Annotated in this window: 9 protein-coding genes; 8 read left to right on the top strand and 1 reads right to left on the bottom strand. The window is 71.0% G+C overall.

What is annotated here, in order from left to right; all coding sequences use genetic code 11:
• The first annotated feature begins 15 nt into the window (after positions 1–15).
• The 7 genes from ACZ67T_RS29375 to ACZ67T_RS29345 all read left to right on the top strand — a co-directional run bounded on the left by ACZ67T_RS29375 (position 16) and on the right by ACZ67T_RS29345 (position 8,577).
• Complete coding sequence (locus tag ACZ67T_RS29375) at positions 16–1,437, top strand: MFS transporter (RefSeq protein ID WP_469988018.1); 1,422 nt, start codon at positions 16–18, stop codon at positions 1,435–1,437.
• Between the two features lie 87 nt (positions 1,438–1,524).
• The gene (locus ACZ67T_RS29370; protein ID WP_469988017.1) at positions 1,525–2,316 is read left to right on the top strand and encodes an IclR family transcriptional regulator; all 792 of its coding nucleotides are present in this window, start codon (positions 1,525–1,527) and stop codon (positions 2,314–2,316) included.
• Between the two features lie 78 nt (positions 2,317–2,394).
• Positions 2,395–4,707, top strand: a complete 2,313-nt coding sequence (locus ACZ67T_RS29365; RefSeq protein ID WP_469988016.1) for a CaiB/BaiF CoA-transferase family protein — start codon at positions 2,395–2,397, stop codon at positions 4,705–4,707.
• Positions 4,708–4,778: 71 nt separating this feature from the next.
• Complete coding sequence (locus ACZ67T_RS29360; protein WP_469988015.1) at positions 4,779–5,555, top strand: enoyl-CoA hydratase/isomerase family protein; 777 nt, start codon at positions 4,779–4,781, stop codon at positions 5,553–5,555.
• 290 nt (positions 5,556–5,845) lie between these two features.
• A complete protein-coding gene (locus ACZ67T_RS29355) occupies positions 5,846–6,694 on the top strand; it encodes an alpha/beta fold hydrolase (RefSeq protein WP_469988014.1) in 849 nt (282 codons plus the stop codon).
• A gap of 72 nt (positions 6,695–6,766) precedes the next feature.
• Positions 6,767–7,621 (top strand): alpha/beta fold hydrolase, encoded by an 855-nt coding sequence (locus ACZ67T_RS29350; RefSeq protein ID WP_469988013.1) that lies wholly within the window; start codon positions 6,767–6,769, stop codon positions 7,619–7,621.
• Positions 7,621–8,577, top strand: coding sequence for an alcohol dehydrogenase catalytic domain-containing protein (locus ACZ67T_RS29345; RefSeq protein ID WP_469988012.1), 957 nt, complete (start codon positions 7,621–7,623; stop codon positions 8,575–8,577). The genes ACZ67T_RS29350 and ACZ67T_RS29345 overlap by 1 nt, the downstream gene beginning before the upstream one ends.
• 122 nt (positions 8,578–8,699) lie before the next feature.
• Here ACZ67T_RS29345 and ACZ67T_RS29340 read toward each other — a convergent pair whose 3' ends face one another.
• Positions 8,700–10,205 (bottom strand): AMP-binding protein, encoded by a 1,506-nt coding sequence (locus ACZ67T_RS29340; protein WP_469988011.1) that lies wholly within the window; start codon positions 10,203–10,205, stop codon positions 8,700–8,702.
• 183 nt (positions 10,206–10,388) lie between these two features.
• Between ACZ67T_RS29340 and ACZ67T_RS29335 the strand changes: the two genes are divergently transcribed.
• On the top strand, positions 10,389–11,630 hold the full coding sequence (locus ACZ67T_RS29335) for an aromatic ring-hydroxylating oxygenase subunit alpha (protein ID WP_469988010.1): 1,242 nt from the start codon (positions 10,389–10,391) through the stop codon (positions 11,628–11,630).
• Positions 11,631–11,656 lie beyond the last annotated feature (26 nt).

Raw genomic sequence — 11,656 nt, 5'->3', positions numbered from 1 at the left:
CGGCAAGGAGCACAGATGACCTCACAGTCCACGAAGGACGGGGCGCCTTCGGTACGGCGCCTCGTCACCGCATCCGTCGTCGGCAACACGCTGGAGTGGTACGACTTCTTCCTCTACACCACGGCCGCCGCCACAGTTCTCGGCTCGGTGTTCTTCCCCTCCGGCGGACATCCGCTGCTCGGCACGATCGCCGCGCTGGCCGGGCATGCCGTCGGCTTCGCCGCACGCCCCGTCGGGGGCCTGGTCTTCGGGCACATCGGCGACCGGCACGGCCGCAAGGCGGCGCTGCTCGCGACCATCTCGCTGATGGGCGGCGCCACGTTCTGCATGGGACTTCTGCCGTCCTACGGGACGGCGGGCATCCTCTCGCCCCTGCTGCTCGTGGTCCTGCGCCTCCTCCAGGGCGCCGCAGCCGGCGGCGAGTGGGGCGGCGGTGTACTCATCATCACCGAGAACATCCCCGCCGAACGGCGCGGATTCCTCGCCTCGTTCAGTTCGTCCGGCATGGGCCTCGGCTTCATCCTGTCGTCCCTGGCGCTGTTGCTCGCCGAGCAGGTGACCGGCGACGGGTTCCCCTCATGGGGCTGGCGCCTCCCGTTCCTGGCGAGCGGCGTGATCTTCCTCGTGGGTCTCTACATCCGCAGGCATCTCGGTGAGACGGCCGACTTCGAAGGGAAGTCCGGTGATCAGCCGGAGCGCTCGCCGCTGCGCGAGGTGCTGCGGCGCCACCCGCGCCAGGTCCTGTACGCCATGGCCCTGCGCTTCGCGGACAGCGGCGCGAGCTACATCTTCATGTCCTTCTCGCTCGTGTACGGGGCGTACGTCGGGATCTCGTCCACGGTGCTGCTGTGGGCGGGAATCACGGGGATGCTGGTGGACTCGGTGCTGATGATCGTCTTCGGACGCCTCTCGGACCGCGTGGGCCGGCGGCCCGTCTACCTCGGCGGGACGATCGGCATCATCGTCTGGGCGGCCCCGTTCTTCCTGCTCCTGGAGACGGGGCAGACCCCGGCGGTGTTCCTGGCCTTCGTCGTGGGGCACATCCCCATCGCCGCGATGATCGGGGTCCAACCGTCGTACTTCGCGGAGCTGTTCAGCACCGGGACCCGGTACTCCGGGATGGCGCTCGGCCACGAGCTCTCCTCGGCCGTCGCCGGCGGCCTTTCGCCGGTGGTCGCCACCGCGTTGCTCGCCTCCACCGGGCACTTTCTTCCGGTCGCGCTCCTCACCGCGGGGATCGCCCTGGTCACGACTCTGGCGCTGCTCTTCGTCAAGGACGGACGGGAAGAGGAGAGCGAGGCGGGCTCCGGCAGCCTTGGAGGCACCGCATCTCCGGCCGTGTCCGACTCGACCGGCGCGTCCGGCGCCTGTGACCCGTCTGACCCGTCTGACCCGTCCGACTCGTCTGCGGACGGCGTCTCGGCACCTGTTTCCTGATGTTCACCTGGGCATCCTTCGGTGCAACATGCTCCTGTTGCACTTCACATGGCCTGTGCCGCCGGGCGATGAAGCGAGAGGACGCTCATGAGTTCGTACGTCGACGAGGACGTCACCCTGCCCAATTCCGTCCTGGGCAAGGCGCAGCTGCTGCTCGCAGCCTTCGAGTCGGGTGCGGTCCGGCTGCGCCTGAGTGAGCTGAGCCGGCGGTCGGGGGTGCCGAAGGCGTCGGCGTACCGGCTGGCTCAGGAACTGGCGCAGTGGGGTCTGCTCGACCGGCACGAGGAGACGTACCAGCTCGGCATGCGCCTTTTCCAGCTCGGCCAGCGCGTCCCGGCCTCCGCGGTGCTGCGCTCCGTCGCGCGTCCGCTGCTCACGGACCTGTTCGCTCGGACCCGGGCGACGATCCACCTTGCCGTGCTCGACGGCGCCCATGTGCTCTTCCTCGAGAAGATCGCCGGCGAGGCCAGCGTGCACACCCATTCGCATGTGGGCGGCAGATTGCCGGCGTCCTGCACGGCCACCGGGAAACTGCTGCTCGCTCTGGCCCCCGAGGGGCAACAGAACGCAGCTCTGCTCGCGCACGGCGCAGGGATGCCGGGACTCACCGATCGCTCCGTACGGTCCGAGGGCACTCTGAAGCGGCAGCTGATCGCTGTGCAGCGGCAGCGCTTCGCCCATGAGGTCGGGGAGGTCCGGGCCGGATACGCCAGCCTGGCCGTGCCCGTACCGGATCCGGACGGCACGGTGCGCGCCGCTCTGTCGGCGACCGCGCCCGTGTCCGAGGTGTCGGTCGAGCGCCTGCTGCCTCTCCTGCGGATGACGGCGGCAGGCGTCACCAGAGGGCTTGCGGACGAGGCCGCGCCGCCGGTTCGGTGAGTGGAACAGGCGTCTGGCCGCCCGGCCCGGGGGAGGTGATCGTGAGGCTCCGCTCGCAACAGATGGGGAGGAGCCGTGGTGGGAATCGACCTGTCGCCGCTGCGCGTACTCGACCTGACCGATGAACTGGCCTTCCAGGGTGCCCGGCTGCTCGTCGGCCTCGGCGCCGATGTCGTACGGACCGAACCGGCCGCCGAGCTGAGTCAGGCGGCGAGGACGCACTGGCACGCGGGGAAGCGCTGGGTGCCGGTGCGCGGAGAGGCCGGGCTCGACGGGCTGGCGCGCGGCGCCGACATCGTTCTGGAGAGCGGTCCCGTGGCACGGTTGCGCGGAGTACGCAGTGACGGTTCGTCGCGCTGGCCGCACGCCGTGCACGTGGTGGTGACTCCGTTCGGACTGACCGGGCCGCACCGCGACTGGCTCGGGGACGACCTGATTCTGGCGTCGGCGGGCGGGATGACGTGGCTCGGCGGGCGGCCCGACGGGCAGCCGAAGCCGCCGCCGCGCGGGCAGGCTCTGCAGACAGCCGGAGCGCACGCGGCCATCGGCGCGTTGCTGGGCGTCGTATCGGGGACGCCTCAACTCGTCGATGTCTCCGTGCAGGAGGCGGTCGCCGCCACCCTGGAGACCGGAGCCGTCGCATGGATCCACGCCGGGCGCTTCCCGGTGCGCAGCGGCGGCGTGTACGAACACGTCGCGCACCGGATCTTCGCAACGGCGGACGGACACGCGGCAGGCGGCTACTCGGGCAGCAACCGCATGTGGACGGACCTGCTCGCCTGGATGGCGGAGCGGGGCGAGGCCGGGGATCTGGGCGAGGAACGCTGGAGCGATGCGGCCTTCCGGTGGAGCGAACGTCCTCATGTCGACGAGATCGTGCAGCGGTTCGCCGCACGGTGGCCTGTCGCCGAGCTCGCCGAAGAGGCACGGACGCGGGCTCTGCCCTGGGCGGAGGTGGCGGAGCCGGCGCAGCTGACGGCCAACCCGCAGCTGCGCGACCGCGGCTTCCTGGTCACGGTCGACGGCGAGGGACTCCCGGAGGGAGGGGTCGAGAACGTCGGCTTCCCGTGGTCGCCGCTCCCCCGGCCGCTCGCTCTGGACGCGCTGCGAGAGGTACCGGACGGCGGGCAGCCGTGGCGGCACGCGACGGCCCGCGGCACCGTCCGCCCGCGCGGTGCGAGCCCCAGGTCCCGTGCTCTGGAAGGGGTCCGGGTACTGGACCTGACCTGGGTGCTGGCCGGTCCGTACGTCACCAAGCAGCTGGGCGAGCACGGCGCGGACATCGTCAAGGTCGAATCGAAGCACCGGCAGGACCCGACGCGGTTCGCGCCCTCGATGCACCTGCGACCGGGCTCCGACCCTGATGACAGTGGCTACTTCCTCAACTTCAACCGCAACAAGCGCAGCGTCACTCTCAATCTGCGCACGGAGGAGGGCCGGCGCCTGCTGCGCGATCTGGTGCCGCACTGCGATGTGGTCGTGGAGAACTTCAGCCCGGGCGTGCTCGCCCGCTGGGGCATGGACTTCGCGTCGCTGCGAGAGCTGAACCCGGACGTGGTCCTGGTGTCGATGGCGGGAGTAGGACAGACCGGACCGTGGCGGACGGCGGTGACGTTCGCCGACACGCTCGCCGCCATGTCGGGGCTCACGAGCGAGACCCGCGATCCGGGCGGCCCGCCCCAGGGGCTCACCTTCGGTCTCGGCGACATGGTGGCGGCCAACGCCGCCGTGCTCGCCACGCTCGATCTGCTGGCGCAGGGGCGGGGCGGGCATGTGGACCTGTCTCAGCTGGAGGCGATGGCCGCGACGATGGGACCGGCCGCACTCGAATCGGTCCTGGCGGGAAGCCGCACCGAGGACCCGCGGACCGCCGCGCACCCGAACCGGTCGGCGCACGCCGTGCCGCACGGGGTGTATCCGGCGGCTGGGGAGGACCGGTGGGTTGCGGTCTCGGTGACGGACGAGGCGCAGTGGCGGACGCTCAACTCCCTGGTGGAACTGCCTTGCCGTGACGCCGACACGGTGGGCCGCCGTGCCCACGAGGACGAGATCGACGCGGCTCTCGCCTCCTGGACCCGTGACCAGGACGCCCGCAAGCTTGCCGCTCTGCTCCAGGTGGCAGGCGTTCCGGCCGCCGTGGTGGCGACAGGTGAGGACCTGGTCGTGGATGACGAGCACCTCGCGGCCCGTGGCTTCTACCCCGTACTGGAGCATCCGCTCGCCGGACCCGTCCCGCACGAGGGCATCGTCGCGCGGCTGACGGCCACGGCAGGCGCGCTCACCCGCCCGGCACCACTGCTCGGCGAGCACACCCGCGAGGTTCTCCAGGAGCTGCTGGGGCTCGACGCCGACACGCTCGCGGCGCTGGCCGCGCAGGGCGTGACCGAGTGAGCCGGACACACCGGACCTACCGCATGACCCGTGGCCCGGTCAGGACCGTGGCCGTACAGGAGGAGAAAACCGTGACGGCACCTTCCGTGCTCAACGTGACCCGCGACGGCGCCGTCGCCACGATCCGCGTCGACCGGCCCAAGGCGAACGCCGTCGACCCGACGATGATCGAGGAGTTCCTCGCCGTTCTGCCACCCCTGGCCGCCGACCCGCAGGTGCGCTGCATCGTCATCACCGGCACCGGCCGGTTCTTCATCGCGGGCGCGGACATCGCCGTGATGCGCGACCTGTCGGCCGGCAACCAGGCCAGGATGCGCCGCTGGATCGACGTCCAGCGGCTCATCGAACAGGCGCCCAAGCCGGTCGTCGCGGCGATGAACGGGCATGCCCTCGGCGGCGGTGCGGAGCTGTCGCTCGCCTGCGATCTGCGGATCCTCTCCGCGGACGCGTCGTTCGGATTCCCGGAGATACGGCTCGGCCTGTTCCCCGGGGCCGGCGGCAGTCAGCGGCTGCCGCGGCTCGTCGGGCCGCACCTGGCGAAGCGGCTCATGATCGAGGGGGAACGGCTCGCTCCGCAGCGGGCGTCGGAGCTCGGCCTCGTCGATGTCGTGGCCGCTGCGGACGAGTTCGAGGCCGTGGTCGCCGAGCGGGCGCACCGCCTCGCCGACCGCCCGACCGCGGCCATCGCCCTGCTGAAGCGAGTCGTGGACGAGGGCTACGGGCTTGCGGTGGAGGAGGCGCTGGAACGCGAGGAGAAGGGCGTGGCCGAACTGACCCGGACCGCTGACGCGGCGGAAGGACTGCAGGCGTTCCTGGAGAAGCGGGAGCCGGTGTTCCTCGGCCGCTGATCACAGCGCCGCCGTTCCGATCACCTGTGCGGGCGGTCCCGCGCCCGACCTGTGTGGGTGATCCCGCAACTCTGACCTATGTGGACGATCTACTCAACGGACCGTCCGCATAGGTCTGTTGTGCGCTGCTGCACACGCTGTGCATGTCGATGGCGGCCGCACCGCTCAGTGACCCCGGTTCGCTGAGCGGACCGCCTCGCTGGGCTCACGTGCCTCGCGGTGATGGGCTCACCTCGGAAGTCGTACCGAAGAACTGAACCACCCCAGCACGGAAGGGCGGCAAGACGCGCATGTCACCAGCACCCGAGAGCCACTACGCGGACGGCGCGGGGGTCCGATACCACTACCACGACCTCGGCACGGGCCCCGACACGGTCTTCCTTCACGGCGGCGGTCCCGGCTGCACCGCATGGAGCGACTTCGGACCCGTCGCCCCGCTCTTCGCGGCCGACCGGCGGTGTCTTCTCGTCGACATCCACCAGTACGGCAAGTCGGAGAAGTCCCGGATCGAGGGGCCGATGTGGGACCACCACGCGGCCAGGACGATCGGCCTGCTCGACACCCTCGGCGTGGACCGCGCCGACTTCGTGTGCAACTCCTGGGGCGGCACCATCGCCCTCAACCTCGCCGCGACCCACCCGGAGCGGGTCCGCTCCCTCGTCATCACCGGCAGCATGCCGGTCTTCTACGGTCCGCTCGCCCCTCTCCCGGAGAACGGGCACCGCGGCCGCACGGCCCGCGACATCTACTACGGCGGTGAGGGCCCGACGCGGGAGAAGATGCGCGATCTGATCACCAAGCTGGAGTGGTACGACGGCGAGAAGCTGCCCGAGGAGACCCTGACGCTGCGCTACGAGCAGAGCCTCGACGAGGAGGAGCGCGCGCTCGCCGCGATGTCGGATTCGCCGCGCGGCGACTGGCAGGACCTCACCGAGCAGCTGGGCCGGATCCAGGCGCCGACGCTGTTCATGTGGGGCATGCACGACGCCTTCCTCACCCCGGACTACCCGCTGATGCTGGCGCGCATGGTGCCGAACGGAAGCCTCCACGTGATGGACCACGCCTCGCACCACCTGCAGGAGGAGCGCCCCGAGGCGTACCACGCGGTGGTCGACGGCTTCCTCGACGCCCGCTCCTGAGCCCCAAACCCTCCCCCTCCTCCCTCCCTCTCCCCTCTCCTCCCTCACCAACTCCCGGACGGAGTACGCCCTGTGACCATCTGGACCGAGATCAGCCCCACCCCCTTCCGCGTCGAGTACGTCGATGCCGGCGGCGTCGCCACCCGTACCCTGCGGGCCGGGGACCCGGCCGCGCAGGCCGTGGTCTTCCTGCACGGCACCAGCGGCCACCTCGAGGCGTTCGCGCGCAACATCACGGCGCACGCCGCGTACGATCTGCACGCCATCGACATGCTCGGTCACGGCTACACCGGCAAGCCCGAGAAGCCGTACGAGATCGCCGACTACGTCGCTCACCTCATCGACTACCTCGACGCCGTAGGCATCGAGTCCGCGCACATCGTCGGCGAATCCCTGGGCGGCTGGGTCGGCGCCCGCGCCGCCATCGAGCACCCCGAGCGCATCCGCAGCCTCCAGCTCCTGTGCTCCGGCGGCACGGTGGCCAACCCCGAGGTCATGGACCGCATCCGCACCAGCACCAAGAAGGCCGTCACCCACGACGACATCGACCTCACCCGCAAGCGCATGCGCCTGCTGATGGCCGACGACAAGGACGCCACGGAAGAGCTGGTCGAGGTCCGGCACGCCATCTACCACACCCCGGAGTTCGTCGCGGGCGTAGACAATCTGCTGTCGCTCCAGGACATGGAGCGCCGGCAGCGCAACCTGCTGCGCCCCGAGCACCTGGCGCAGATCACCCAGCCGACGCTGGTGGTGTGGGGCCGCCAGAACCCGTTCGGCGAGACGCCCGAGGCACACGCGATCCACCAGGCGGTCCCCGGCTCCCAGCTCGAACTCCTGGAGGACTGCGGTCACTGGCCGCAGCACGAGCAGGCCGAGCGCTACAACGCTCTGAGCCTCGGCTTCCTCGGCAAGGCGGCGGGCTGATGCGCGCGGCCCGGATACATGCCTGGGGCGCCCCGCCCGTGGTGGAGGAGGTGCCCGAGCCCGTACGGGGTGAGGGCGAGGTCCTCGTCCAGGTCGACGCGGGCGCGGTCGCGCACCTCGATGTCACCGTCGCCTCCGGCGAGTTCGGTCTCAAGCCGAACCTGCCCTACATCGGCGGGGTCGAGGGCGCGGGCACCGTCCTGGAAGCCGACGCGGGCTCCGGTCTCACGCCGGGCACGCAGGTCGTACTGCGCGGCGGTGGTCTCGGCATCGTCCGCGACGGCACGTGGACGGAGCGGGTCAGCGTCAAGCGCAAGGCGGTCACGCCGCTCCCCGCTCCCCTCGAACCGGGCGTGGCGGCAAGCTTCTTCGTTCCCGCCACAACGGCCTACGTGGCGTTGCACGATGTCGGGCGGATCGAGAAGGGGGACGAGGTCATCGTCGTCGGGGCCGCCGGCGCGGTCGGCGCGATGGTGGCGCAGCAGGCCCTCGCGGCCGGCGCACAGGTGACAGGCGTGGTGGGACGGGCCGACCAGGTGGCCGACGTACCCGAGGGTGTCCAGGCGGTGGAGCTGGCGGACACGGACCGGACCGAGCGGCTGGCGCGGGACCGTTCGGCCTCGCTGCTCGTCGACACGCTCGGCGGCGAAGGGCTGATCGGCCGCAGCCGCTGGGTGCGGCAGGGCGGGCGCGCGGTCGTCATCGGGTATGTGACCGGTGCGCGCGTCGAACTCGACCTGCCCAGCTGGCTCCTCGACGATGTCGCCCTGCTGCCGGTCAACATGATCCGCCAGGAGCGACGGGCACGGGAGGTCGCCGACGACCTGGTACGGCGACTGTCGGCCGGGGAACTCACGGTGGCGGTGGAGAAGTTCGGCCTCACTGACATCGCCACGGCGCTGGACGCCCTGCGAGGCGGCCGGGTGCGGGGCCGGGCGGTCGTACTGCCCGGCTGATCGACACAGCCCCGCGCCTCTGAAGGCTGCGACGAAACCGCACGCTTTCACAGGCGCGGGGAACTGCGCGAGCAACGCCGCACAACCCGCACCCGGGCGCATCACCGCGACCGCCCGACCTCTCACCCGCACCGGTCCCACGTGCACTCGCTCACCCCCCGCTCCCGCAGAGCGGCCTTGCGCACCTTCCCCGTCTCCGTGAGTGGCAACTCGGCAACGACATCCACGTACCGGGGGACAGCAAACGCCGGCAGCAACCCCGCGCAGTGCCGTACCACCTCCTCCGGATCCAGGCGGCAGCCGCTGCGCGGCACGACCGCCACCATCACCTCGTCCTCGGCCAGTTCGGACGCGACGGGGAACGCGGCCGCCTCGGCGACGTTCGGCTGAGCACGCAGCGCGGCCTCCACCTCGTACGAGGAGATGTTCTCGCCCCGCCGCCGGATGCAGTCCTTGATGCGGTCGACGAAGCGGAACCAGCCGTCGGCCTCGCGGACCACACGGTCCCCGGTCCGGCGCCACGAGCCGGGCGCCTGCCGCGACTCCCCCAAGTAGCCCGTGGCGAAGGCGTGTTCCTGGTCGGTGCGGACGACGAGTTCGCCGGGTGTCCCGTCGGGAACAGGGGTGAGGGCATCGCCGACGACCTGCGCGTCGAAGCCGCTGCGGACCCTGCCCATGTACCCCGGCCGGTGCTCGTCGGGCGTGTGCCCGATGACGAGGTTGGTCTCCGTCGAGCCGAAGCCGTCGATGACCGCGACGCCGAAGCGGTCCCGGAAGGGCTGCCACAGAGGGCCGGGCGTGCCGGGCGCGAGGCCGCGCCACACGCGGTGGGCCCGGTCGGCGGGCGACGGCTCCTGGGCGAGCAGCATGGGCACCATCACGCCGAGCAGGTGCACGCAGGTGGCCCCTGCCTCGGCCGCACGTGACCAGTAGCGCGACGCGGAGAAGCGCCCGTCCACGGCGATCTGCGCGCCCACGGTCAGCGCCTGGGCGAGTGCGTTGACGGCGTTGGTGTGGAAGAGGGGCAGGCACGTGTGGAGGGTGTCGTCGGCGGTGAGGCGCAGCGCGCCGGAGACGTTCCGCCCCCACCAGACGAACTGGGCCTGCGGACAGCGCACGCCGCGCGAGGGCCCGGTGGTGCCGGAGGTGAAAAGGACGGCGGCGGTGTCGCCCGGACCGGACGCGAAGGGGGCTCTTTCCGCGCCCCCTCGGCCCGTATCGGCCACCGGCGCGTCGTCCGCGCCGGCCACCCACACACGCCCCGCGAACCCCGCATCCCTCGCCCGCAGGGCCGCCGACTCGTGGTCCGCGTACAGAAATCGAGGTGCGGCCTCGTGCAGCGCGTGACGCAGCAGCGGGCCGTGCAGGGCGGTGTTGAGCGGGACCACGACTGCGCCGAGCCAGGCGCAGCCGAGGATCAGGTCGACGAGTTCCACACGGTTGGACATCAGGGCGGCGACCCGGTCCCCCGGCCGGCACCCCTGGTCGGCGAGTGCGCCGGCCATGGTGGCCGCGGCCGTGCGCGTCTGCTCGTAGGTGCGAAGGACGCCCTCCATCCGCAGGAAGGGCCGGTCGCCGTACCGGGCCGCCGCCGCTTGGACGAGGGCGGGGATCGTCATGCGGTTCATGGACGGATGCTGTCGGCCGCCGCCCGTGCGGGCAACGGCGGTGGTTCGCTCAGCGGTCCATCGGCCCTCTGGTCCGCTCACCGGAACGGTCCCATGGGCGAGGACGTCGCCGCGCCGGATGCTCATGCCTACACCGACGCAAGCACGACGCGAGCAGTAAGCAGAGCAGGAGGCCACGGCACGATGACGACGAGCGACGAAGCAGCGCCGAGCAAGGAGGCCGCACGCACGCCGGCCCGCCCGCGGCGCACGGCCGCCGACAAGATCGGCCGGCAGGACTGGTCGAGCTGGCCTCACTACGACAACGCGGCGTCCGGATTCCGCGGCTACTGGTACCCGGTGACCTGGTCGAGCCACATCACGGACAAGCCGCTGCCGTTCACGATCTGCGGCGAGAAGATCACGCTGATCCGTGACAACGGCACGGCGTACGCACTCCACAACCGCTGCCCGCACCGCGGCGTGCCGCTGTCGGAGGGCAACCAGCAGTTCCCCGGCACGGTGAGCTGCCCCTATCACGGCTGGACGTTCGACCTGCCCACCGGCAACCTGTCGGCCGTCATCACGGACGGCCCCGGCTGCCGTCTCACCGGCAAGCTGGGCGTGCGCACCTACCGGGTCGAGGAGCGGCTCGGCATGGTGTGGGTGTACATCCCCGTCGCCGCCGAGGAACCGCACCCGATCGACGAGCAGCTGCCCGAGGAGCTGGTCTCGAACGCGTTCGTGATGGGCGGTCGCATCGAGCCGCGCGGCGGCAACTGGCGTTTCGCCTGCGAGAACGGCTTCGACGAGGGCCACGCCAAGTACCTGCACCGCACGGCCCTTTGGCGCCTGTTCAAGCCGATGCCGACCTGGAACATCACCCGGATCGTGCCGCAGGGCCGCTGGATCTACCGCGTGCAGGACGAGGTCCACTGGGAGGCCGACTTCCCGGGCGTGGGCCGCTGGTCCAACAAGCGCTGGTGGAAGAAGAAGCCGCCGAAGGAGACCTTCAACATCGGCAACACCGGCAAGGCGGACTCGGTCGACCCGACCATCGAGGCCCAGGAGTTCCCCGGCTTCGCGTCGCTGTCCATGCCGGGCGTACTGCGCATCGCGTACCCGAACTTCATCCACTACGAGTTCTACGTACCGGTCGACGACGACCACCACCGGTATGTCGGCGTGATGGTCAACTTCAAGGAGGGCTGGGAGACCCTGCCCTTCTACGCCAAGTACCTGGGCGCGATCCGCTGGCTGTTCCACGGCCAGTTCTCCGGACAGGACGCCTGGATGGTCGACGTGACCGACGCGCCGCCGGAGAAGCTCTACCGCCCTGATGTCTCACTGACCTCCTGGCGGAACCTCAGCGAGGAGGAGTACGGCAAGAAGCTCGCGTCGACCGGGGCCGTCGCGCCCGCACCCACCACGGAAAAGGAGGCCTGATCATGGGCCGCACCCTGTTCAAGCTG

The sequence above is a fragment of the Streptomyces sp. NPDC107517 genome (assembly GCF_055582645.1).
The sequence above is the reverse complement of the archived record's forward strand: the minus strand, read 5'-3'. Positions and strand labels throughout refer to the sequence as shown.